We start from the raw sequence: 22,916 nt of genomic DNA, 5'->3' as shown, positions 1-22,916 counted from the left end.
AAGTTATGGGTGAGGTGATGCAGAAGGCCATGGCTATGCGGCATGATGCTCCAGCTTCAATTCAATGACCGTGTTGCACTCAGCTCCTGCAACCGCCGATCCTTTTGACGTGCAGGCTAGCTTCCTTGGTAGCCTTTGTTCGCATCTAAAACCTAGTCGTTTTTTTGCGTGGTGCAAGTCCAGTTTTGATAAGCTCTCTCGTCATTGAGTGATTCCAATAACGCTATTTTATTTTTTAGGTTTTTAAGTGTCCGAATGTCAGCTCATCGTTGGTGGTGGGGTGCTTGGGTTGCTATCGGCTTATGCGTTGGCATCAGCCGGCAACCATGTTGCATTGTTTGATTCCCAGTCTGTGGGGACGGAGTCCTCTTGGGCGGGTGGCGGTATTGTATCGCCGCTCTATCCCTGGCGTTACAGCCCGGCGGTGACTGCTTTGTCGCATTGGTCGCAGGATTTTTATCCGAAGCTGGGTGAGCAGTTGTTGGCGCAGACGCAGGTGGACCCTGAGGTGTATGCGACGGGGCTGTATTGGTTGGATCTGGATGACGACGCGCAGGCGTTGGCGTGGGCGCGGCGTGAGGGGCGGCTGTTGCGTGAAGTGGCCATGGCGGATGTGCACCGCGCGGTGCCAGCTCTGGCAACGGGCTTTGGCTGTGCGTTGCACATGGCGGATGTGGCGAATGTGCGTAACCCGCGCTTGATCAAGGCGTTGCGCGCGGCGTTGCTGCAAATGCCGAACGTCACGCTGCATGAACACTGTGCGGTAACGGGCTTTATCCGTGAGGGTGAGCGTATTGCTGGCGTGCAGACCCGCCAGGGCGATATGCGGGCCGATCAGGTGGTGCTGGCTGCCGGAGCCTGGAGTGGCGAGTTAATGAAGACGTTGGGGCTTGAGTTGCCCGTTGAGCCAGTTAAGGGTCAGATGATTTTGTACAAGTGTGCGGCCGACTTTTTACCCTCCATCGTCTTGGCTAAAGGACGTTATGCGATTCCTCGGCGTGACGGTCATGTGTTGGTGGGCAGCACGCTGGAACATGCAGGCTTTGATAAAACGCCAACGGAGGATGCCCTTGAGAGCCTGAAGGCCTCTGCTGTTGAGTTGTTGCCAGCGTTGGCGAATGCCGAAGTGGTGGGGCATTGGGCCGGATTGCGGCCGGGTTCGCCTGAAGGCATTCCGTTTATTGGGCCGGTGCCTGGGCATGAAGGTTTATGGTTGAACTGCGGGCACTACCGCAATGGGTTGGTGCTGGCCCCAGCCTCATGCCAGTTGCTGGCGGATTTAATGCTCGGCCGTGAGCCGATTGTAGACCCTGCACCCTATGCGCCGGCAGGGCGGTTGGCTTCTGCGGGTTGAGCGGTTTTCTGGGTGTGGGGCTCACGGCTAAAGCCCCTCCCACATTTGATGCGCGCCTTAGTCGATACCCAGTTTCTTTAACCGGTAGCGCATGGAGCGGAAGCTCAGACCCAGGCGCTGGGCGGCAGCTGTGCGGTTCCAGCGGGTTTCTTCGAGGGCTTGCATGATCAGTTTGCGCTCGATGCTCTCCAGGTAATCTTCCAGATTATCGATGTGCGCCAGGCTGGCTTCGCCGTTTTCACTGGGGTTGCAGCTGTCGGCCAGGCGCAGGTCGCTGGCGCTGATGCGGTCGTCTTCGCAGAGGGTGTAGGCGCGTTCAAGCATGTTCTCCAGTTCGCGCACGTTGCCGGGGAAGCGGTAGCTTTTGAGTTTCTCCAGCGCTTGTTCGTCCAGCTTGGCGGAGCTCATGCCGGTGCCTTCGGCCAGGCGCTTGAGCATGGCGTCGGCCAGCAGGACGATGTCTTCGCGGCGCTCGCGCAAGGCGGGTACGCGCAACTCGATGACGTTGAGGCGGTAGTACAAGTCCTGGCGGAAGCGACCGGCGGCGACTTCTGCGGCGAGGTCTTTGTGAGTGGCGCATAGAATGCGCACATCGACGATCAATTCTTGCTGGCCGCCCACGGCGCGCACGGCTTTTTCCTGAATGGCGCGCAGCAGTTTTACCTGCATGGGCAGTGGCAGATCAGCGACTTCATCGAGAAACAGTGTGCCGCCGTTGGCGGCCTGAAACAGTCCTTGTTTGTCTTCTATTGCGCCGGTGAAGCTGCCTTTCTTATGGCCGAAGAACTCGCTCTCCATCAGCTCGGTGGGGATGGCTCCGCAGTTCACTGGGATAAAAGGCTGTTCGCCGCGCGGGCCTTGTTCGTGGATCAGCCGAGCGACCAGTTCTTTACCGCTGCCGGACTCACCACTGATGTATACCGGTGCCTGGCTGCGTGCCAGTTTGAGGATCTGCTTGCGTAGGGCTTTCATCGGTGGCGAGTCGCCGAGCAAGCGGCTGTCGACGGGCTGATCTTCACCGGAATTGCTGTGTAGGCGCAGCGCGGCGGCCACCAGTTCGCGCAGGCGGCCGAGGTCTACGGGCTTGGTCAGGTAGTCAAACGCACCAGCTTTGAGTGCATTGATCGCGGTGTCCAGGCTGCCGTAGGCGGTGATCATCGCCACGGGCACTTGCGGATGGCGTTGCTGAATATGCTGAACCAGATCGAGCCCTGTGCCGTCGGGCAGGCGCATGTCGGTTAGGCACAGGTCAAAGGGTTCTTTGGCCAGCCATTCGCGCGCTTCTTTGACGTTGCGTGCGCTGCGGGTGTCGAGCTTCATCCGGCCCAGGGTGATTTCCAGCAATTCGCGGATATCGGGTTCGTCGTCGACGATCAGTGCTCTCTGGCGGTTCATGGTCAGCTCAGTTTGCGCGGGTGGGCGAAGGTGATGCGCAGGCAGCTGCCGCCACCTTCACGCAGTTTATAGTCGAGGCGTGCCTGGTTGCTTTCACACAGCTCGCGGGAGATGTAGAGGCCAAGGCCGGTGCCTTTGTTTTCTGTGGTGTAGAAGGGCTCGAAGAGGTGGTGCAGTTGTTCTTCAGCTACGCCGGGACCATCGTCGAGCACTTCCAATACTGGCAGTTCGCTGTCGGGATCGCGAAATAGGCGCAGCCAGACTTGCGCGTTTTTATGCTTTTGCGCGCTGTAGCGAATGCCGTTTTCAACCAGGTTGCTCAGCACTTGAGTCAGTTGGTGTGGGTCCATGCGCGTTTGAATGCTGCCCGGCGTGGTCTCAAGGTGCAGCATTTGGTTGGCTTTGGCGCTGTTGCGAAACTCACTGGCAAAGCGGTGCAGCCAGTATTTAAGGTCCAGCAGTTGCGGCTCGGCCTGGCGGCGGCGGGACAGTTGCAGGACGTTTTCGATGACCAAGTTCATGCGGCGTGAGTGATCCTGAATGATCTGCGCCAGGCGCAGGTCGGCGCCCTCTAGGTCTTCGGATTCCTGCAGCAGTTGCGCCGCATGACTGATTGCGCCGAGCGGGTTACGAATTTCATGGGCAATGCCCGCCGTCAGTCGACCCAATGAGGCGAGCTTGAGTTGCTGGGCCTGCTGGGCGATCTGCGAAATGTCATCGAGGAAAATCAGTGTGTGTTTGTGTTCGCCGCGCTGCAAAGCAATGAAGCTTGGCTGCAGCACGCGGCCATCGTGCGCCGCTTGCAGGCTGGCCGGGCGCAGGCTGGGGTTGTGCGACCACTGCTGCATGCGCTTGATCAGCTCGGGGCAGCGCGGGTCGAGGATTTTGCCGGTTAGGTCCGCGTGGCCAAGCAAGTGATTAGCGCCCTGATTGGCGAGCAGGACGCGGTGCACTTCATCCAGCACCAAAATGCCGGTGCGCATGCGTTGCAGGATCAGCGCGTTGAGCGCTTCAAGGTTGGCTACATCGGCGGCGCGCTGTTCAGCCAGGTTTTCGCTGGCTTGCAGGCGGCGTGTAAGGCCTTGCACAAACAGTGCGGCGGCAAAGCACAGCGCACCGAATGCCCCGACCTGCACGTACTGCGCGGTGACGGCCGGTCGGCTGAGGCTGAGGTAAAAGGTCAGGTAAATCATGCCAATGGCTGCGATGGCGGCTATCAACAAGCCAATTCGGCCGCGCAACAAAATATTTGAAATGGCCACCGCCACAATCAGCAGATTGCCGATGCCGCTGGCTGCGCCGCCACCGGCATAAAACAGCCCAGATAGTAGGATCACATCGATCAGGGCCAGGCTGAAAATCTGCGGCAGGTGCTTAGGTCGGCGAACGGTGACAATCAGCAAGGCGTTGATGGTCAGGTACAGCAGGCTGCCATTGCGGAACAAGCTTGGGTGGGTGATTTCCAGCAGGTCGGTGTGCAGGTCGCTGGATACCAGCAACACCAGCGTGATGCCGATAACCAGCCGGTAGAGGTGATAAAGCCTGAGGATGCGCCGGCTTTGCTCTCCGCTCAGGGCGAAGTCAGCGCCCATTGTCGTGCGGGCCTTGCTCTAGATGAAGCTGGCTGCAGTACCATTGCTCGCCGTTGGCCAAGGCGTTATCGCGCGGCACGTGTACGCCGCAATGCTGGCAGCGCACCATGGGTGCGGGCTCGGTTGGCGCTTTGGGCGTGTCGGGCTGTACGGTTTTGGGGCGGGTGAAGCGCCGCCAAAGCCAAAAGGCAGCGGCGATGATGGCAATCCAGATCAGCAAGCGAAACAGGCCCATGACGCTCTCTTTGGGTGGGGTTGAACGGAGTTTAGCGAACCCTCTGACGCGCGCCCAGCCTTGAAAGAGTGCGCTGCGTGTTGTTTCGCAGGTTGGCGGTTTGACTTGGGTTGTGTGGTGCCAGTCCATAAAAAAGGGAGGCTTGTAGCCTCCCTTTGTGTGCGTGCTTGTTGCTTAGTCGAACAGGCCGAAGGTCAGGTAGCTGAACCACGAGCGGCTTGGCGTCTCTGCTGCGGCGCCAGCTTTGAGCTCGTCCGGAATTTGCTCGGCGGCATCTTCGTACTGGCGAATCACGTCCTGGCCAGCGCGGGTTTCACCCGGTGGCAGCGGCACGTCAGTTTCAATCAGGCCCAGCGTGGCTTTGGCGATCCAGGAGCGGGTGTCCGCTTCTTCTTCGCGCGGCACGAATTGACCGTCGACCAGTGTTGGATGGTCTGGGTAGTTGAGCTTGAGCGTTTCCAGGCTTGTCGCGGCCAAATCATCGAGACTCAGGCGCTGGTAGGCTTCCGTCATTACGGCCAGGCCGTCGCCTACTGCAGGGGTTTCCTGGAAGTTTTCCACCACGTAGCGGCCACGGTTGGCGGCGGCGACGTAGGCATTGCGCGTCAGGTAGTAGTGCGCCACATGAATTTCATAGGCCGCCAGCAGGTTGCGCAGGTAAATCATGCGCTGCTTGGCGTCCGGCGCATAACGGCTGTTGGGGTAGCGGCTGGTGAGTTGGGCGAACTCATTGTAGGAGTCGCGTGCGGCACCGGGGTCGCGCTTGGTCATGTCCAGCGGCACGAAACGGGCGATTAGGCCGCGATCCTGGTCGAAAGACGCCAGGCCTTTGAGGTAATAGGCGTAGTCAACGTTGGCATGCTGCGGGTGCAGACGAATAAAGCGATCAGCAGAAGACTTGGCTGCTTCTGGCTCAACGTTTTTGTAATAGGCGTAGATCAGCTCAAGCTGCGCTTGCTCGGCGTAGCGCCCGAACGGGTAGCGCGACTCCAGCGCCTTGAGCTTGGCAACAGCTGAGGTGTAGCTACTATTGTCCAGGTCGGCTTGTGCCTGCTGGTAGAGTTCGGCTTCGCTCAGGTTCTCGTCAACCACTTCCTTAGAGGAGCAGGCGGCGGTGAGGGCGAGGATTGCGATCAGCAGCAGGTGTTTCACTTGCATGGCGGCTTGCGTCCCTGTGACGGCGGCTGTCTTGAGTAGAGCCGTCCTGTTATGATGAGCGCCCCCGGTACCCCTGGGGCAAAGACGCCGTATTTAACCACAAGCGTGTAGCCGAAACCAAAGGCTAGACCTCTCAGACCTCCCCGCCGTTGCCGAGCATGTCCTCTATTAATAAGCAGATCATTGAACTGAACGCCGAGGTGCCCTATGAAATGGGCGGTCAACGCCTCGATCAAGTCGCCGCACTCCTGTTTGCCGAGCACTCGCGTTCGCGTCTGTCTGCCTGGATCAAAGAGGGGCGGCTTACCGTCGACGGCGCTGTGCTGCGCCCGCGCGACATTGTCCATGGCGGCGCTCAACTGGCGCTCAAAGCCGAGCAGGAGGCGCAGGGTGAGTGGATCGCCCAAGATATCGAGCTGAATATCGTCTACGAAGACGATCAGATCCTTGTTATCGACAAGCCCGCTGGCCTGGTTGTGCATCCCGCAGCCGGGCATGCTGATGGCACCTTGCTGAATGCCCTGCTGCATCACGTGCCGGACATCATTAATGTGCCGCGCGCCGGTATTGTGCACCGCCTGGACAAGGACACCACCGGTCTGATGGTGGTTGCCAAAACCATCGAGGCGCAAACCCGCCTGGTAGATCAACTACAAAAGCGCTCGGTCAGCCGCATCTACGAGTGCATTGTGATTGGCGTGGTGACCTCCGGCGGCAAGATCAACGCGCCAATCGGGCGTAGTTCATCGCAGCGTCAACGCATGGCTGTGAGTGACGGCGGTAAGCCTGCGGTCAGCCACTACCGCGTGCTGGAACGCTATCGCTCGCACACCCATGTGCGGGTCAAGCTGGAAACCGGGCGCACGCACCAGATTCGCGTGCATATGAGCCATGTCGGCTACCCTTTGGTGGGTGATCCGGTTTATGGCGGGCGTTTCCGAATTCCGCCGGCGGCCAATCCGAGCATGGTGCAAACCCTGAAGGAATTTCCTCGCCAGGCCTTGCATGCACGCTTCCTGGAGTTGGATCATCCGATCACTGGCGAGCGGATGAAGTGGCAATCGCCGCTGCCTGATGATTTCGTCTGGCTGCTGACGTTGTTGCGCCAGGACCGTGAGGCTTTTATTGGGTGACAGGATGCACGACTGGTTAACGCCGCAATGGCCCGCTCCGGCAAGAGTTAAAACCTGTGTAACCACGCGTACCGGCGGAGTGAGTGTTGCTCCTTACGACAGTTGTAACTTGGGCATGCATGTGGGCGACAGCCTGCAAGCCGTGCAAAAAAACCGTCAGCGCCTGGTCAGTTTGCTCGGCTGTAAACCGGCCTGGCTGGAGCAGGTGCATGGCGTGGCAGTGGTCGAAGCCACGCCGGCGCAGGTGCTGCAAGCGGATGCCAGTTGGACGCAAAAAACCGGTATTGCCTGCACAGTGATGACGGCAGATTGCTTGCCTGTGTTGTTCTGTGACCGCGCGGGCAGTCGCGTGGCCGCTGCCCATGCCGGTTGGCGCGGCTTAGCGGCCGGTGTGCTGGAAGCGACCCTGGACAAGCTGGCGTTACCCGCCGATCAAGTGTTGGTCTGGTTGGGCCCTGCAATTGGGCCGCAGGCTTTCGAAGTGGGGGGCGAGGTGCGTGATGCTTTTGTCGCCCAGCATGCGCAAGCGGCCGTCGCCTTTCAGCCCAGCAACAATGCAGGCAAGTTTATGGCGGACATGTATCAGTTGGCGCGCATTCGTCTTGCGGAGCGCGGTGTAGTCGCTGTCTACGGCGGTGATTTCTGCACATTTAACGACCCGCGTTTCTACTCCTATCGCCGTTCGGCGCAAACCGGGCGCTTTGCCAGCCTCATCTGGCTGGCTAACTAATTTCATCGGCCGCGTCTGCGGCCCTGCGTCAGCAAATGACTCAGGTCAAGGTTGTGCGGCTTGAAACTCGCACAATCGTCCTCATCTACTCTTCATCCGCAGGCTTTTCTGCAGTGGCGCGATTCAGTGCGCCGGCCTGCCTCCACACGAGGATTGAATTCTATGCGTATCGATCGTTTAACCAGCAAATTGCAACTTGCGCTCTCTGATGCGCAATCGTTGGCCGTTGGCCTTGATCACGCGGCTATTGAACCGCTGCACCTGATGCAAGCGCTGCTGGAGCAGCAGGGTGGCTCGATCAAACCGCTGCTGATGCAGGTTGGTTTTGATGTCAGCAGCCTGCGCGCTGCGCTTGGCAAAGAGCTTGATCAGTTGGGCAAAATCCAGAACCCGTCGGGCGACGTGAACCTGTCGCAGGATCTGGCGCGCCTGCTCAATCAGGCGGACCGTCTGTCGCAACAAAAGGGCGACCAATTTATCTCCAGCGAGCTGGTACTGCTGGCTGCGATGGATGAAAACACCAAGCTGGGCAAGCTGCTGCTTGCTCAGGGCGTAAGCCGTAAAGCGTTGGAAAACGCGGTCACCAACCTGCGCGGTGGTGATGCGGTGAATGACCCGAACGTCGAGGAAAATCGCCAGGCGCTGGATAAGTACACCGTTGACCTGACCAAGCGCGCCGAGGAGGGCAAGCTCGATCCGGTGATTGGTCGCGATGATGAGATCCGTCGCACCATTCAGGTATTGCAGCGCCGCACCAAGAATAATCCGGTGCTGATCGGTGAGCCGGGTGTGGGTAAAACCGCGATTGCCGAAGGTCTGGCGCAACGCATCGTCAATGGTGAAGTGCCCGATGGCCTAAAAGATAAACGCCTGCTGTCGCTGGACATGGGCGCGTTGATTGCCGGCGCCAAGTTCCGCGGCGAGTTTGAAGAGCGCTTAAAGGCGGTGCTTAACGAGCTGAGCAAGCAGGAAGGTCGGATCATTCTGTTTATCGACGAACTGCACACCATGGTCGGTGCCGGTAAAGGCGAAGGCTCGATGGACGCGGGCAACATGCTCAAGCCATCGCTGGCGCGCGGTGAGCTGCATTGCGTGGGCGCGACCACGCTTAACGAGTACCGCCAGTACATTGAAAAGGATGCGGCTCTTGAGCGTCGGTTCCAAAAGGTGTTGGTCGATGAGCCGAGCGAGGAAGACACCATCGCCATCCTGCGTGGCCTCAAAGAGCGTTACGAGGTGCACCACAAGGTGGCTATCACCGACGGTGCGATCATCGCGGCGGCCAAGCTGTCGCACCGCTACATCACTGATCGCCAGTTGCCAGACAAAGCCATCGACCTGATCGACGAGGCGGCCAGCCGAATTCGTATGGAAATCGATTCCAAGCCGGAAGTGCTGGACCGTTTGGAACGCCGTCTGATTCAGCTTAAGGTCGAAGGCCAGGCGCTGAAAAAAGAAGATGACGAAGCCGCTATCAAGCGGCTGGCCAAGCTTAACGAAGACATTGCCCGGCTTGAGCGCGAATACGCGGATCTGGAAGAGATCTGGAAAGCCGAGAAAGCCGAAGTGCAAGGCTCCGCGCAGATTCAGCAAAAGATCGAGCAGTCGCGCCAGGAGTTGGAAGCGGCGCGGCGCAAGGGTGATCTGAATCGAATGGCTGAGTTGCAGTACGGCATTATTCCGGATCTGGAGCGCAGCCTGCAGATGGTTGATCAGCACGGCAAGAGCGAGAACCAGTTGTTGCGCAGTAAGGTCACCGAGGAAGAAATTGCCGAGGTGGTATCGAAATGGACGGGAATCCCTGTCAGCAAAATGCTTGAAGGTGAGCGCGACAAACTGCTGAAAATGGAAGGCCTGCTGCATCAGCGTGTTATCGGTCAAAACGAAGCCGTGGTGGCGGTGGCGAATGCGGTGCGTCGTTCGCGTGCGGGGTTGTCGGACCCGAACCGCCCGAGTGGCTCGTTTCTCTTCCTCGGCCCGACCGGCGTGGGTAAAACCGAGCTGTGCAAGGCGCTGGCCGAATTCCTCTTTGATACTGAAGAGGCGCTGGTGCGTATCGATATGTCCGAGTTTATGGAGAAACACTCGGTGGCCCGTCTGATCGGCGCGCCGCCCGGCTATGTCGGTTATGAAGAGGGCGGTTACTTGACCGAGGCGGTGCGCCGTAAACCCTACTCGGTGATCCTGCTGGATGAGGTGGAGAAGGCGCATCCGGATGTGTTCAACGTACTGCTGCAGGTGCTGGAAGACGGTCGTCTGACTGACAGCCATGGCCGCACCGTAGACTTCAAAAACACCGTGGTGGTGATGACCTCCAACCTGGGCTCGTCGCAGATTCAGGAGCTTGTTGGCGACCGTGAAGGGCAGCGAGCGGCGGTAATGGATGCGGTCGGTACGCACTTCCGCCCGGAATTCATCAACCGGATTGACGAGGTGGTGATTTTCGAGCCGCTGGCCCGTGATCAGATCGCTGGCATTGCGCAGATCCAATTGGGCCGTTTGCGTCAGCGTCTGGCTGAGCGCGAACTGAGTTTGGAGCTGTCGGATGAGGCATTGGATAAGCTGATTGCCATTGGCTATGACCCGGTCTACGGCGCGCGGCCGCTCAAGCGCGCTGTGCAGCGTTGGATCGAAAACCCGCTGGCTCAGTTGATCCTGTCGGGTAAGTTCGCCCCAGGCAGCAGTGTGACTGGCCGTGTTGAAGGTGACGAGATTGTCTTCGCGTAAGAGCGTGTACTGAGTCTTTGGGGCTGCAGTGTGGGAGGTGCTTTGGCGGCGAGTTCTCAACTCCGTTGTCGTGGCTAAAGCCCTTCCTACGGCCGCCAGTCCAGCTTAACGCTGAAATCGACCGGTTGGCCTTTGTGGTCTTAGTGCCAGTCTGTGAAATAAAAACACCCCGGTTCAGCTCGCCTGACCGGGGTATTTTTATGTGGGGCTGTGTCACAGATGCTTGAGCAGAACCTCTAAGGCTGCGGCTTGATCGTCGGCTAGGTCGATAATGTGAAAGCCTGCCCAGCAGTGCTGGCCGTCAGCGCCCGGGCGGCTCCACAAGCAATCTGCGCCGAGGGTGACCTCACATACGCCGTCTACGGCGTGCTCTGTAACCAAGCGGCACTCCAGCAGTTCGTCGGCTGCTTGCGGCGTGTCACTGAACAGCATAAATCCGTCTGCAGACAAATCGACCACGCGCCCCAAGCGTTGGCCAGTGTGCAGCTCAAAGACTTCTAGCTGCACTTCGGCATGATGCCTGCTGTGCGAGCGACGTTCGTCTTCCATACCCATTCCTTATTCTTGTGTCTCGGCTGTGCGTCCGGTGAACCGTTGCAGCACGCGATAAATGGCTGTGAGTGCGCGGTCTACCAGCGGTGCGCCGCGCTCTGGGGTGACGATGCGCGCCAGCCCTTGTTCCATTTCAGTGGCCAGTTGGGTGAGCGGCTTGATGGCCACACGCTGCCCACTCTGGTCGACAAACATGTAGTTGCGGGTCGTCGGGCTGAACCAGGAGAGCTTCAGCGTCCGCACTTGTTGGCCGTTGACGAACTCAAACCAGGTACCAAATTCGATATGTCCCAGTTCCTTGGCCAGCGCTTGAGCGCGGGCAGACAGGGTTGACTCGCGTGGCGCTTGCGTCGCCAGTGCTGCATCTTCACCGAGCATGGCGCCCAGCGGGCTTTCTGGCAGTGTGGGTTTAAGTTGCGCCGCCACCTGCGGCTGCTTGGCCTGAATAGCGTGTTGGCAGACGACTAAGTCTTGTAGCAGGCGACGGATGCCATCTTCGTGGTAACCGCCAAGCAACTCTAGCCCCTTGCGCAGGTCTTCCAGCAGCGGTACGCGCAGTTTTTGCAGGCGTTCACGTCCGGCATCGTCGAGCAGGGTGCCGCTCCAGGCCAGTTGTTCTGCAGCTTCGCAGGCCCGTAGCCATTCTGGGCTGCGCTCGCCATTACGCAGCAGCACAAACACCAGTACGTCAGCCCAGGTCAGCTCAAGAAAATTGCGAATAATGCTCGGCAATTGACGGTCTGCCAGGCTGGTGGCAATCACTTCAACAGCGTGCTGACGTGCGCCGAGTAATTTGTCGCGACCTTTGGCGGCCTCTACGGCGCGCCGTTCGCGCAACTCCACTTTGTGCCGTAGGGTGGCAACGAACTCGTTGAATTCCTCCAGCAGGCTCTCAAACAGTTGCAGGTCACCATTAAAGTCCTGGATGACACGCTCAACAACCCACTGCATCTTGGCCAGTAGGCCACGCTCGTCACCATCGCCGCCGTACAGCACGCCCGCCTGCGCCATACCGTTCAGCAAGCGTCGAGCGGGGTGGTGGTGCTGGGTAAACAAGGCTTTATCCAGCAGCGCCACTTTTAGGTAGGGCGTGTGCAGGTGCGAGAGTGTGGTCTTGCAACTGTCGGGCAGGTTGTCGTCATCGAGAATGAAGTCGAACAACATGCCGACCAAGTCGATTACATCCGCTTCCTGATCAGACAGCTTTTGCTGGCCAGGCAAGGTGCTGTAGGTTTCCAGCTGTTGGTGCAGGTCGACTTTGAGCCCCTCCACCTGTTGCGGGCGCTGCAGGCGTTGCGAGATATCGCTGGCCGACTGACGTTGCATGCGGTTGAGTGCGTCGAGCAGTGCCGTGGCTGTATAGGTGCTGGTGGCATCCGCAGGGGCAAAGCTGGCAATGCTGCGTGTGCCACCGAGAAGCGGCGCATCGATATCGCGCTGGCGATGCTCGCCCAGCAGGGCTGCCAAGCTGCCCAGTAGCTCCAGTGGGTCGGTAGGGGGCGGTCCGCTCAGATTACTCGTTGTTGTGTTGTAAGACGGGTTGCCGGGATGAGCGAATAGGGTGCCGGGCTGCGCGGGGCTGCTGGGTGCCGTTTCACTTGGCTGCTCGGCTGCACCAGCCGCAGGTTTTGGCCGCTCAGGTTGGCTGTTGCGTTGTGCGGTGAACTTAAGGTTGGGCAGTACGCCTGCTTCAATCAGGCGCTTATTGAGCGCCGCGTAGAGGCCATCCAGGCTCTGCATTACGTGGGTATCAAACAACGTATAGAGGATGACCTTTATGCGCAGGGGGAACGGGCTGGGTGCCAGTGCGTCGCGAAACGCCTGAGCAATCATCTGCGGGCCAAAGGGGTTTATGTCTTCGCCAAGCTTCTGGCCGTTATTAAGCAGCGCCAAACGTTGCTCTAAGGCGAACAACGGCTGCGCACAGCGCGCCTTGACGCGACTCACCATATTCGTGACTTGCAGGCTTTCTTCGTAATCCTCGTTTTGCACCAGGGCCATTTCCTCGGCGTCGAGGGCGCTGGTGACTGGGGCAGGCTTGAGCTTGCCCTCAAGGAAATCGGAGAAGTTACCGGCAATCTGCTGGTGGTAGCTGCGCTCTATTAAAGGACGCTGCTTGCGGATTTCGCGCATGTTGTCGAAGAACAAGGTTTGCACCTGATTGTTCTCGGCCTTTTCTGCGCACTCAAACAGCGTGTCGTCCACTTGCGCGAAGACGCTGGTGAGTTGTTCGGCCAGGCGGTTCATCACCAGTTTCCGGCAGCTTTGCACCAGCTCACCAAATCGCGGCTGGATGCCTCGGTTGGCAAGGGTCTGCACGGTAGTGGGTGGAGTTGGCGGTATGCCCTGGTTGCTCATGGACTTTCCTGGCTGGGGCCTTACGGCTGATGCGTCCTGCAATGTACGCAGACCTACTGAAGATATAGCAGCCAGTCACGCAGCTGCAAATCATTGTACTAAAAGCAATTTAAGGGGTTGACAGCTTCGCGTAGAACCGTAAAATGGCGCGCCTCAGAACAGCAAACGAGATTAACAATCTCCAAGCGAAATCTGAGAAGGAAGCAAGTAGTTCCGCGATAGCTCAGTCGGTAGAGCAAATGACTGTTAATCATTGGGTCCCTGGTTCGAGTCCAGGTCGCGGAGCCAATCTTTCATCGGGGTATAGCGCAGTCCGGTAGCGCGCCTGCTTTGGGAGCAGGATGTCGGGAGTTCGAATCCCCCTACCCCGACCATTTTTGGGTCGTTAGCTCAGTTGGTAGAGCAGTTGGCTTTTAACCAATTGGTCGTAGGTTCGAATCCCACACGACCCACCATTTCAAGCATGCTTGAATGATAAAAAACCCGCCTAGTGCGGGTTTTTTATTGCCTGCGATTTATGGCGAAGACCTTCGGGGCGCGTAAATAATGTAGGAGTGGTCCATGGCCGCGTTTCGCGGGCATAGGCCGCTCCTACATGTTTTGCAGTTCAGGCTCAGTGCAGCTTGAGGCGTGGCTCGGTGCTTCTGCCGATGCGGTCGCTGAGCATCATCAGCATGGTGCGGGTAACGCCATACAGCGCTACCTGATGCATGCGGTACAGCGACACGTAGAACATTCTCGCCAGCCAACCTTCAAGCATGACGCTGCCGGTCAGGTTGCCCATCAGGTTACCGACCGCCGAGAAGGTCGACAACGAAATCAGCGAGCCGTAATCGCGGTAGCGATATTCCAGCAGTGGTTTGCCCTCAATACGCAGCTTCAGTGATTTAGCCAACATGGACGCTTGCTGGTGCGCCGCTTGTGCACGCGGCGGCACATTGCGGCCCTCGCTGCCGGGTTGCGGGCATGCGGCGCAGTCGCCAAAGGCAAACACGTTGTCATCCAATGTGGTTTGCAATGTAGGGCGCACCTGCAATTGGTTGATGCGATTGCTCTCCAGCCCGTCCAAGCCCTGCAGAAACTCCGGCGCGCGAATACCCGCCGCCCAGACTTTCAAGCTCGCCGCGATAACCTGGCCTTGTGCGGTATGCAGGCCGTCTGCGGTGACTTTGCTAACCGCTGCGCCCGTGAGCACGGTGACGCCCAGTTTCTCCAGGGTTTTATGCACGGGGCGGCCGATGCGCTCCGGCAGGGCGGGCAGTACGCGCGGACCGGCCTCAATAAGGGTGATGCGCATGTTCTCCGGACGAATGCTATCCAGTCCGTAAGCGGCTAGTTCACGTGCGGCATGGTGCAGCTCGGCGGCCAACTCAACCCCCGTTGCACCCGCGCCAACGATGGCAACATTGATCCGTTCGGTGGTTTCGCTCTGGCTGGCGTGGGCGCGCATGTAATGGTTGAGTAATTGCCGATGAAAGCGTTCCGCCTGCTCGCGGGTGTCCAGAAACAGGCAGTGTTCGGCAGCGCCCTCGGTGCCGAAATCATTGGTGGTGCTGCCTACGGCAATCACCAGGCTGTCATAGCTGAGGGTGCGCGCAGGCATCAGCACTTGGCCGTTTTCATCCACTGTTGCCGCCAAGGCGATGCGTTTTTCGGCGCGGTTGAGGTCGCACATGCGCCCCAGTTGGAACTCGAAGTGATTCCACTTGGCCTGCGCCACGTAGTTCAGTTCATCCCCGGAGGAGTTCAGCGAGCCGGCCGCCACTTCATGCAGAAGGGGTTTCCAGATATGGGTGAGGTTAGCGTCAACCAAGGTGACAGTGGCTTGGCCGCGCTTGCCCAAGGATCTACCCAGGTGGGTAGCAAGCTCCAAGCCGCCGGCACCGCCGCCGACGATTACGATTTGATGAGTCATTTGAGACGCTCACAAGGCTTTTAAGGAAAGGCTGTGAGTCAATGTGGGCGAGCGCCAGGCAGCTCATAGCACTAATTGACCCAGAAAACGGCTTAGCAGGCCCAGGCCAATGACCGCGACCAGGATGATCAGCAGCAAACGCCAGAGCCGAAAAGGCTGGCGCTCGACCTGATGCTGTGGAGCACTGAGGTATTGCTCGACACGTTTTTGATCATCAGGATTCAGGCGGCTGGACATGGGGGCCTCGCTGGCAGGGGTGGCATTCTAGCTGCGCGGCTTATAAAGGCTCAACGCGCAGGCTGTCATTTAGGCGAATAATGCCGCTGTGCAACACACGGGCAGTAATCCCGCCGTGGCCGCGCATGGCCTGGAAGGTTCCAGGCCCAAGACGTTCTTCCAGCTTAGCGCAGGGTTGGCACCAGCCCGTTGTTTCGAGAATCGCCTGACCAATCCGGAACCGTCGTCCTTTTAGGCTGAACAGGTTAATGCCGCTGATCACAATGTTGCGGCGCAGCTCAGCCGGTGTGATGGGGTGATCATCCGCGCGGCCCATCAGCGCGCTGATCACGGCCAGATGCTCAAATTGAATCAGCGTGACTTGCCGTGCATTACGCGGCCCCGGTCGGCTGTGATCGCCGGTCAGACCAGCTTCACGGCGCGCTTCGACGGCATCCAGTTCGATCATCGGCGCACGCGAAACCGGGCGCACGCCCATCCAACGCACGCAGCCTTGTTGCGGCACACTGGCCAGCAATTCGGGCGGCGGCATCATAGGCTGATCCCCACATCAAACAGCACGGTGCGGCCCAGGTTGGTGCGCAGAAAATCTGGCGCGTCGGGGTGGGCGAACAGTACGCGCGCAAAGGTCGGGCCGACCAGCGAGAGCGAGCGCCAACCTTGGCGCAGAAACTCGGTGGGTGGTGGGAAGTGGCTGTTGAAGTCGGGTATGGCGCGCTTGAGATTGACGTAAGCCAGCAAGTCCAACTCACCCAAATCAAGTCCACGCTCCTGGTAGTTATGCGCTTTTTTGCGCAGCGTGGGCGTCAGTCGTTGTTGCAGGTCACCTGCGCCAATGCGGCGGGGTTTTGCTTCGCGCCGCACCAGTTGGCTGAGGGAAAACGCACTGCGGCGGCGTTCCAGTTCTGCGCGCCATTCATCGTTTAGGCGGCGACCTTCATCCAGCACAAAAAACACCTCAAAGCTGGCATCGCGAAACAGCACGTCAGGCGGCTCATGGCCAGCAGCGTTGAACTCGTCCAGTCGGTGAGGAACATTTAAGGCTTGTAGCAGGCGCTGACACACCCAGCGCTCGCGTTCCCACTTACGGGCATTGGAGAGAAAGGCATTGGCCTGTTCGGCTTGATGCGTCAGTAGGCGCAGATAATCGGAGTCGTCCATGGGCCCAGCTTAGCCCAGGCCGTGACGCACTTGAAACCTCTCTATCTGGCCGTATGTGGCGCAGTGCGATCCACGTTGGCCTGCGGCCCGTCGTCGCGCTTGGGTGATCCTTACGCTGATGGTGCTGCGCGGCTGTAGACTGCGTGGCAGTTCCTAACGCATGGGAGTGACCGTGGATGATTGCCGCAGAACTGCTTTCAACGACCAGTCAGGTCGTAGGCTGGCTGATTTACCTGCCACTGCTGTGTTGGGCTATCTGGCGCGCACCCTGGGTTGAGTTGTGCAGCGACCAGCGCCGTCAACATCTGCTGGCCGGCACGGCGCTGGCGCTGTTTATGCTGTGGCTGGTGCGCCGCGACTTTGACTCGGGGTTGTCCTACCACTTTGTTGGCATGACGGTGGTGACACTGCTGTTGGACTGGCCGCTGGCCATACTCGCCGGGTTTGTCGCACAACTTGGCCTGCTCGCGCTGGGCCGACATGACTTGGCCGCGCTTGGGGTTAATGGCGTGCTGCTGGTGGTGATTCCGGTGTGGATCACTGAAGTCTGCGCCTTGTGGGTTGAGAAGAAGCAACCGCGCAATCTGTTCGTGTACATCTTCTTTAGCGGTTTTTTTGCGGCGGCGCTGGCCACGCTGGTGTGCATCCTCGCAGCGTTCTCCGTGCTGTGGCTTGATGGCTTGTTTCCCATGCCGCCCTGGCTGGAGGATTTTGTCGGTTACCTCTGGTTGGTGATTTTCCCCGAAGCCTTTATCAACGGCATGCTGGTCACCGCGCTGGTGGTGTTTTATCCCGACTGGCTGGAAACCTTCAATCGCACCCGTTATCTGGCCGCGCCCTGGAATGACGATGATCGGCCGCGTTGATAAGGCCTCCATCAGCCGCGTGATCGCCCCACGTCGGTTGACCTGAATCAACGCGGCGAGTCGTTCGCGCGGCATGCTTGTCTCATTTATAAGGAGGGCGCGACATGGGTGTGCATCAATGGGCAAGGCAAGAAATACAACGCAGCCTCGACGCGGTTGACGCTCAAGGGTTCGACCACGCGATGGCCTTGCGCGCATTGCTTAGTGCCGTAGTCGAATGCAGCCGGGCAGGGCGCACAGCGGCAGACTTAGCCGCCGAGTTGCAGTTTTTGGCTGAGAATCTGGATGACGACCGCGACTACAACTTTATGCGGCCTTGAGAGTAAGGCCGCAGGCTTGCGATCACTTGGGGCTTTGCGCAAGCAACACCCGCATTTGTGGGCAATTTAGCGGCGATAAATGCACTAGATGGGGCGATTTCATGTTGGGCTTCGTCGCAAGCTCCTCAACCCAACCTACGTTCATACGTTATCTGCAATTTGTAGGTTGGCGCTGAGCGCAGCGAAGCCCAACGGCGTAAACAGCCAGTCGCGGCTAAAGACCCTCCCACAACTCTTGGCATGGGGGGTACTTGCAGCAAGCAACAACTACCTGTGGGAGGCGCATTAGCGGCGATAAATGCGCAAGGCATTTGGGCTTCGTGCCTTTCTTCCTGCGACGGCTAGTGATGGCGTGGCGATAATTCGCCGGAGAACACATCATCTTCAAGCGAGTCGCCTGCGATGGCGTGTTCTTCTGAAGCCCAAGCGCCGAGGTCAATCAATTTGCAACGCTCAGAACAAAAGGGCCGGCTCGGGCTTTGCGGGCCCCATTCAACAGCCGCGCCACAGGTTGGGCAGGCTACCAAGGTTGGTGTGCTCATGTTTGGCCTCCGCGTAGGGTTAGGTAGAAGCGGTGTAGGCGCTGCACTTCATCTTGCAGCCAGCTTAAATCGCGATCATTCACCAGCACATCATGCGCACGGCTCAAGCGTTGCTCGCGGCTGGCTTGAGCCTTGAGAATGGCCTGCACCTGCTCGCTGGAGCTTTGGTCGCGTTGCATGGTGCGTTGCACTTGCAGGTGTTCTGGCGCATCTACCACCAGAATGCGCTGCGTTAACGTGTGCTGGTTAGATTCAACCAATAGTGGTGAAACCAAAATGGCGTAAGACGACTCAGCCCGTGAAAGGTGCTGGGTAATCTCCTGGCCAATCAGCGGATGCAGTAGGGCTTCCAGCCAGCGCCGCTCGTTCGTGTCGGCAAAAATACGGCCGCGCAGCGCGCTGCGATCCAACTGGCCGTCGGCCTGCAAAATGTCAGGACCGAAGTGCTCGACGATTTTATCCAACGCCGGCCGGCCCGGCTCAACCACCCAGCGCGCGGCATGGTCGGCATCAATCAGATGAACGCCTAAGTCGATAAAGTGCTGAGCAACAGCGCTCTTGCCGCTGCCGATACCGCCGGTTAAGCCGAGAATCCACGGTCGTGTCGTCAAGATCAGCGCTCGGGTTGTTCGTTCAGGGCGCGATTGTAGTGCAGGGGCGGTGGGTAGGCTAATCGCTTGTGCGTAGGGCGTGTCGTACGGCTTCAACGGTCGCGGCTAAAGCCCCTCCCACACATAGTGAGACAACCCGCACTCGTGCAGGCAACACAACCAGTTGTGGGAGGCGCTTTAGCGGCGATGCGATCAGAACCCTACAATCTGCAAGTAGCGGGCGGTGATCTGTTCACCCCACAGCAGGGCAATCCAACCTGCAATCGCCAGATATGGGCCGAATGGAATCGGTGTGCTGGTTTCTGCATTGCGCATCCGCAGCATAATGGTGCCCAACACGGCGCCCACCAGAGAAGACAGCAAAATGGTCAGCGGCAAAACCTGCCAGCCGCCCCACGCACCGAGCATGGCCAGTAGCTTAAAGTCGCCATGGCCCATGCCTTCCTTGCCCGTGACCAGCTTAAACAGCCAATACACCGACCACAGGCTTAAATAACCAGCTATCGCGCCCCATAGCGCTGTTTCCAGGTCGGTGATTAAGCCAAAACTGTTGACGATCAAGCCCAACCAAAGCAGCGGCAGCACCAGCGAATCCGGCAGCAATTGGTGGTCAACATCAATCAGGCTCATTGCAAGCAAGCCCCAGGTCAGCAACAGCATGCCACCCGCCTGCCAGGTAAAGCCAAAATGCCAGGCCACATACGCCGACAGCACGCCGCAGGCTAACTCCACGGCGGGGTAGCGCAGGCTAATTGGCGCTTTACAGCTTGAGCACTTGCCGCGCAGAAACAGGTAACTAAACAGCGGGATATTTTCCCACGGCCGAATTTCATGGTCGCAGTGCGGGCATTGTGAGTTGGGCAATACCAGATTAAAGGTGTCCGCCTCAGGCTCCGCGGGCAACTGCAAAATCTCCCGCGCCTGCTCACGCCAATCGCGCTGCATCATGATTGGCAAGCGATACACCACAACGTTGAGAAAGCTGCCGATTAACAGGCCAAGCACTAGCGCGGAAGTTAAAAATACAATTGAGTGCTCGGAGAGCATTGGTAAGTTTTGCATTAACCGATTACGCCGCCCAGGCTAAATATAGGGAGGTACATAGCAATAATTAATCCGCCCACTAATACACCAAGCACGGCCATAATGAGAGGTTCTAGTAACGTAGTAAGGTTGTCCACCGCGTTGTCAACTTCCGCTTCATAGTAGCTGGCAACTTTATCCAGCATAGCGTCCAGTGATCCGGACTCCTCACCGATGGCTGCCATTTGCACCGCCATAGCCGGAAATATACCGGTATTGCGCATTGCAAAATTTAACTGCATGCCGCTGGATACATCCTGTTTTATACGATTAACCGCAGTCCGGAAAACAACGTTGCCGGTAGCACCCGCGACAGAGTCAAGTGCTTCGACCAGTGGTACACCTGCCGAAAAAGTGGTGGCTAGCGTGCGACCAAAACGTGCAACAGTTGCCTTAAACAAAATGCTGCCTACGATAGGCAGTTTAAGCTTGGCCTTATCAGACGCATCGCGAAACTTTTCACTTTTTTGATGCAGGGTTTTAAGCCCATAGCCAGTTGCGAAAAGCCCCAAGATGATTAAAAGCCACCACTTCTGCATAAATTCGGACATGCCAATAACCATCAGGGTGAATGCAGGTAATTCCGCGCCAAAGCCGGCAAAAACACCTTGGAATGTAGGTACTACTTTAATCAGCAAAATGGCGGTCACAACAAATGCCACAACAATAACCGCGATGGGGTAGGTCATGGCTTTTTTGATTTTGGCTTTGAGTGCTTCAGTCTTTTCTTTATAGGTTGCCACTCTGTCCAGCAGCATTTCCAATGCGCCAGATTGCTCGCCGGCATCCACTAGGTTGCAATAGAGGTCATCAAAGTGATTGGGGAATTTACGCAGTGAGGTTGCTAAACTATTGCCGCCTGAAACTTCCTGCTTAACATTGGCGATGAGTGTGCGCATATTGGCATTTTCAAAACCTTCGCCAATAATGTCGAACGCCTGAAGAAGCGGTACGCCAGCACCCATCATTGTGGCCATTTGGCGTGTAAATAGCGCGATCTCCATTGGGGTTATTTTCTTGCCTGCCCCGCCGAATAAAGATTTGGGCTTCTTTTTAACTTTGTTTGCGGAGATGCCTTGCGTGCGAAGATGGGCTTTGACCAAGGCCGCCGAGGTGCTGTTAACCTCACCCTTGAGTTTATTGCCTTTCTTGTCTTTGCCTTCCCACTGAAACGTGCTGGGCTGAGTCGCTTTGGTCGCCATGGGTTAGTCCTTAGTGACGCGGTTCACTTCTTCGAGGCTGGTCACGCCTTGCATGGCCTTCAGCAGGGCCGAGGTACGCAGGTCATTAAAGCCGTCTTTACGCATCTGGATGGAAATATCAATCGAGTTGCCTTCCTCCATGATAATCCGTTGCAGCGAAGGCGTGTTTTTAACTACTTCATAAATACCAACACGGCCTTTGTATCCCCCGTTGCAAATGTCGCAGCCGACGGGGCCATAAATCTTGAATTTACCGATCTGGTCGACAGGGAAGCCCTCCTCAATCAGCGTTTCGCGTGGTACCTGCACTTCTTTTTTGCAGTGGCTGCACAGCTTGCGCGCAAGGCGCTGGGCGATGATCAGGTTGACCGAGGTGGCGATGTTGAACGAGGGCACACCCATGTTGCGCAGGCGTGTTAGGGTTTCTGCCGCGCTGTTGGTGTGCAGCGTTGACATCACCATGTGGCCCGTTTGCGCGGCCTTCACGGCGATAGAGGCAGTGTCCAGGTCACGTATTTCCCCCACCATGATGATGTCGGGGTCTTGGCGCAGGAAGGACTTCAGTGCGGCAGTAAAGTCCATGCCTTGCTTGGGGTTGACGTTAACCTGGTTAATGCCTTCAAGGTTGATTTCAACCGGGTCTTCGGCGGTGGAGATGTTCACGTCCACTGTGTTGAGGATGTTTAACCCCGTGTAAAGCGATACTGTTTTGCCTGAACCTGTTGGGCCGGTCACCAGGATCATGCCCTGTGGCTGCTTCAGTGCGGCCATATACAGTTCTTTCTGGTCCTCTTCGTAGCCGAGCGCATCAATGCCCATCTGTGCGCTGGCAGAGTCAAGAATCCGCATCACGATTTTCTCGCCCCACAGGGTTGGGCAGGTGCTGACACGAAAATCGATAGATTTGCTCTTGGAAATGCGCATTTTGATGCGCCCATCCTGTGGCTTACGCCGTTCGGAAATGTCCAGCCCCGCCATAACTTTCAGGCGCGCGGAAATACGAGGTGCGAGCTGTATGGGCGGTCGGGCGATTTCCTGCAGAATGCCATCGGTGCGAAAGCGTACGCGGTAGGTCTTTTCGTAAGGCTCAAAGTGCAGGTCGGATGAGCCGCTTTTGATGGCGTCCAGCAGCATCTTGTTGACGAAACGCACCACAGGGGCGTCATCGCTGTCGTTGTTGCTGGTGTTATCGTCGCTGCCTTCCGCTTCGTTTTCAAACTCCAGGCCTTCGTCGAGGTCGATGTCACCCATGCCGGCCGTAGTTTTATTGCCGTTGTCGAAATACTGATCAATGGCCGCATCCAGGCGGTCATCTTCGACCATGACCATTTCCGTGTTCATGCCGGTGCTGAACTGAATGTCAGTAATGGCCTGTTGCTGGGTCGGGTCGGAGATGCCGATAAACAGCTTATTGCCGCGCTTCCAGAGTGGGATTACGCGATGCTTACGGGCCAGTTTTTCGCTGATCAGTTCTTTGGGCTGGGCTTCGCGGTCGAGTGAGGCCAGGTCCATGTGCGGTACGCCAAACTGCTCCGCGGCTTGCGCGGCAATTTGCCGGCTGTTGGCCAGCTTGTTTTGCACCAGGTAAGTCACCAGGGGGATGTTGTTGCGCTGAGCCTGCTGGGCCGCTTTTAGGGCGGTTTTTTCATCGATGATTTCAGCAAGCACCAGTTGGCGAACCAGGCCGGTTAGAGCGGGGGCGTCGTTCATAGGGGGTCACGTTGCAGGCCGTTGTGTGGCCACAA

Annotated in this window: 21 protein-coding genes and 3 tRNA genes; 9 read left to right on the top strand and 15 right to left on the bottom strand. The window is 58.0% G+C overall.

What is annotated here, in order from left to right; all coding sequences use genetic code 11:
- The first annotated feature begins 247 nt into the window (after positions 1-247).
- Complete coding sequence (thiO, locus tag AUK77_RS02245; RefSeq protein ID WP_296125678.1) at positions 248-1,354, top strand: glycine oxidase ThiO; 1,107 nt, start codon at positions 248-250, stop codon at positions 1,352-1,354.
- 57 nt (positions 1,355-1,411) lie between these two features.
- Here the strand turns inward: thiO and AUK77_RS02240 are convergent, their stop codons facing one another.
- The 4 genes from AUK77_RS02240 to AUK77_RS02225 form a co-directional block, all read right to left on the bottom strand.
- The gene (locus AUK77_RS02240) at positions 1,412-2,749 is read right to left on the bottom strand and encodes a sigma-54 dependent transcriptional regulator (protein WP_296125677.1); all 1,338 of its coding nucleotides are present in this window, start codon (positions 2,747-2,749) and stop codon (positions 1,412-1,414) included.
- Between the two features lie 2 nt (positions 2,750-2,751).
- Positions 2,752-4,341 (bottom strand): ATP-binding protein, encoded by a 1,590-nt coding sequence (locus AUK77_RS02235; RefSeq protein ID WP_296125676.1) that lies wholly within the window; start codon positions 4,339-4,341, stop codon positions 2,752-2,754.
- Positions 4,331-4,576, bottom strand: coding sequence for a PP0621 family protein (locus AUK77_RS02230; protein WP_296125674.1), 246 nt, complete (start codon positions 4,574-4,576; stop codon positions 4,331-4,333). Before AUK77_RS02230 ends, AUK77_RS02235 begins: the two co-directional genes overlap by 11 nt.
- A 174-nt stretch (positions 4,577-4,750) precedes the next feature.
- Positions 4,751-5,734: an outer membrane protein assembly factor BamD gene (locus AUK77_RS02225; RefSeq protein ID WP_296125672.1), complete on the bottom strand. Its 984-nt coding sequence runs from the start codon at positions 5,732-5,734 to the stop codon at positions 4,751-4,753.
- A 158-nt stretch (positions 5,735-5,892) separates the two neighbouring features.
- On the opposite strand from AUK77_RS02225, the gene rluD reads away from it, so the two are divergent.
- From rluD to clpB, 3 genes are all read left to right on the top strand, one after another.
- Positions 5,893-6,867 (top strand): 23S rRNA pseudouridine(1911/1915/1917) synthase RluD, encoded by a 975-nt coding sequence (rluD, locus tag AUK77_RS02220; protein ID WP_296125670.1) that lies wholly within the window; start codon positions 5,893-5,895, stop codon positions 6,865-6,867.
- A gap of 4 nt (positions 6,868-6,871) precedes the next feature.
- Positions 6,872-7,597 carry a peptidoglycan editing factor PgeF gene (pgeF, locus tag AUK77_RS02215; protein WP_296125669.1) on the top strand — a complete coding sequence of 242 codons (726 nt, stop codon included), beginning with the start codon at positions 6,872-6,874 and terminating at the stop codon, positions 7,595-7,597.
- A 162-nt stretch (positions 7,598-7,759) separates the two neighbouring features.
- On the top strand, positions 7,760-10,324 hold the full coding sequence (clpB, locus tag AUK77_RS02210; protein WP_296125668.1) for an ATP-dependent chaperone ClpB: 2,565 nt from the start codon (positions 7,760-7,762) through the stop codon (positions 10,322-10,324).
- Positions 10,325-10,537: 213 nt separating this feature from the next.
- Here the strand turns inward: clpB and AUK77_RS02205 are convergent, their stop codons facing one another.
- The gene (locus AUK77_RS02205; protein WP_296125666.1) at positions 10,538-10,873 is read right to left on the bottom strand and encodes a PilZ domain-containing protein; all 336 of its coding nucleotides are present in this window, start codon (positions 10,871-10,873) and stop codon (positions 10,538-10,540) included.
- A 9-nt stretch (positions 10,874-10,882) separates the two neighbouring features.
- Positions 10,883-13,234 (bottom strand): DUF1631 domain-containing protein, encoded by a 2,352-nt coding sequence (locus tag AUK77_RS02200; protein ID WP_296125664.1) that lies wholly within the window; start codon positions 13,232-13,234, stop codon positions 10,883-10,885.
- A 212-nt stretch (positions 13,235-13,446) separates the two neighbouring features.
- On the opposite strand from AUK77_RS02200, the gene AUK77_RS02195 reads away from it, so the two are divergent.
- The 3 genes from AUK77_RS02195 to AUK77_RS02185 all read left to right on the top strand — a co-directional run bounded on the left by AUK77_RS02195 (position 13,447) and on the right by AUK77_RS02185 (position 13,689).
- Positions 13,447-13,522: transfer RNA gene (locus AUK77_RS02195), tRNA-Asn, on the top strand.
- Between the two features lie 9 nt (positions 13,523-13,531).
- Positions 13,532-13,608 (top strand) — tRNA-Pro (locus AUK77_RS02190).
- A gap of 5 nt (positions 13,609-13,613) precedes the next feature.
- A tRNA-Lys gene (locus tag AUK77_RS02185) sits at positions 13,614-13,689 on the top strand.
- 158 nt (positions 13,690-13,847) lie between these two features.
- On the opposite strand, the gene AUK77_RS02180 is transcribed toward AUK77_RS02185, so the two are convergent.
- From AUK77_RS02180 to AUK77_RS02165, 4 genes are all read right to left on the bottom strand, one after another.
- Entirely contained in the window at positions 13,848-15,149 is a 1,302-nt protein-coding gene (locus AUK77_RS02180; RefSeq protein WP_296125663.1) for an NAD(P)/FAD-dependent oxidoreductase, read from the bottom strand.
- A 63-nt stretch (positions 15,150-15,212) separates the two neighbouring features.
- On the bottom strand, positions 15,213-15,386 hold the full coding sequence (locus AUK77_RS02175) for a DUF3094 family protein (RefSeq protein WP_296125661.1): 174 nt from the start codon (positions 15,384-15,386) through the stop codon (positions 15,213-15,215).
- 40 nt (positions 15,387-15,426) lie between these two features.
- Positions 15,427-15,921: an MOSC domain-containing protein gene (locus AUK77_RS02170; RefSeq protein WP_296125660.1), complete on the bottom strand. Its 495-nt coding sequence runs from the start codon at positions 15,919-15,921 to the stop codon at positions 15,427-15,429.
- On the bottom strand, positions 15,918-16,547 hold the full coding sequence (locus AUK77_RS02165) for a DUF1780 domain-containing protein (protein ID WP_296125659.1): 630 nt from the start codon (positions 16,545-16,547) through the stop codon (positions 15,918-15,920). The genes AUK77_RS02170 and AUK77_RS02165 overlap by 4 nt, the downstream gene beginning before the upstream one ends.
- A 176-nt stretch (positions 16,548-16,723) precedes the next feature.
- Here AUK77_RS02165 and AUK77_RS02160 point away from each other — a divergent pair, with 176 nt between their 5' ends.
- Both AUK77_RS02160 and AUK77_RS02155 read left to right on the top strand, forming a co-directional pair.
- Positions 16,724-17,413 (top strand): energy-coupling factor ABC transporter permease, encoded by a 690-nt coding sequence (locus AUK77_RS02160; RefSeq protein ID WP_296125657.1) that lies wholly within the window; start codon positions 16,724-16,726, stop codon positions 17,411-17,413.
- Between the two features lie 104 nt (positions 17,414-17,517).
- Positions 17,518-17,733, top strand: coding sequence for a hypothetical protein (locus tag AUK77_RS02155; RefSeq protein WP_296125655.1), 216 nt, complete (start codon positions 17,518-17,520; stop codon positions 17,731-17,733).
- A 341-nt stretch (positions 17,734-18,074) separates the two neighbouring features.
- Here the strand turns inward: AUK77_RS02155 and yacG are convergent, their stop codons facing one another.
- The 5 genes from yacG to pilB all read right to left on the bottom strand — a co-directional run bounded on the left by yacG (position 18,075) and on the right by pilB (position 22,881).
- Positions 18,075-18,275: a DNA gyrase inhibitor YacG gene (yacG, locus tag AUK77_RS02150; protein WP_296125653.1), complete on the bottom strand. Its 201-nt coding sequence runs from the start codon at positions 18,273-18,275 to the stop codon at positions 18,075-18,077.
- Positions 18,272-18,886, bottom strand: a complete 615-nt coding sequence (coaE, locus tag AUK77_RS02145) for a dephospho-CoA kinase (RefSeq protein ID WP_296125652.1) — start codon at positions 18,884-18,886, stop codon at positions 18,272-18,274. The genes yacG and coaE overlap by 4 nt, the downstream gene beginning before the upstream one ends.
- Positions 18,887-19,078: 192 nt before the next feature.
- Positions 19,079-19,948: an A24 family peptidase gene (locus tag AUK77_RS02140; protein WP_296125650.1), complete on the bottom strand. Its 870-nt coding sequence runs from the start codon at positions 19,946-19,948 to the stop codon at positions 19,079-19,081.
- The gene (locus AUK77_RS02135; RefSeq protein ID WP_296125648.1) at positions 19,948-21,171 is read right to left on the bottom strand and encodes a type II secretion system F family protein; all 1,224 of its coding nucleotides are present in this window, start codon (positions 21,169-21,171) and stop codon (positions 19,948-19,950) included. The genes AUK77_RS02140 and AUK77_RS02135 overlap by 1 nt, the downstream gene beginning before the upstream one ends.
- A gap of 3 nt (positions 21,172-21,174) precedes the next feature.
- Positions 21,175-22,881: a type IV-A pilus assembly ATPase PilB gene (gene pilB / locus AUK77_RS02130; RefSeq protein ID WP_296125646.1), complete on the bottom strand. Its 1,707-nt coding sequence runs from the start codon at positions 22,879-22,881 to the stop codon at positions 21,175-21,177.
- Positions 22,882-22,916 lie beyond the last annotated feature (35 nt).

Origin of the sequence: Pseudomonas sp. Ga0074129 (assembly GCA_001465025.1) — a bacterium.
GTDB lineage: Bacteria > Pseudomonadota > Gammaproteobacteria > Pseudomonadales > Pseudomonadaceae > Aquipseudomonas.
Note: the sequence above shows the minus strand (reverse complement) of the source record. Positions and strands in the feature narration are given on the sequence as shown.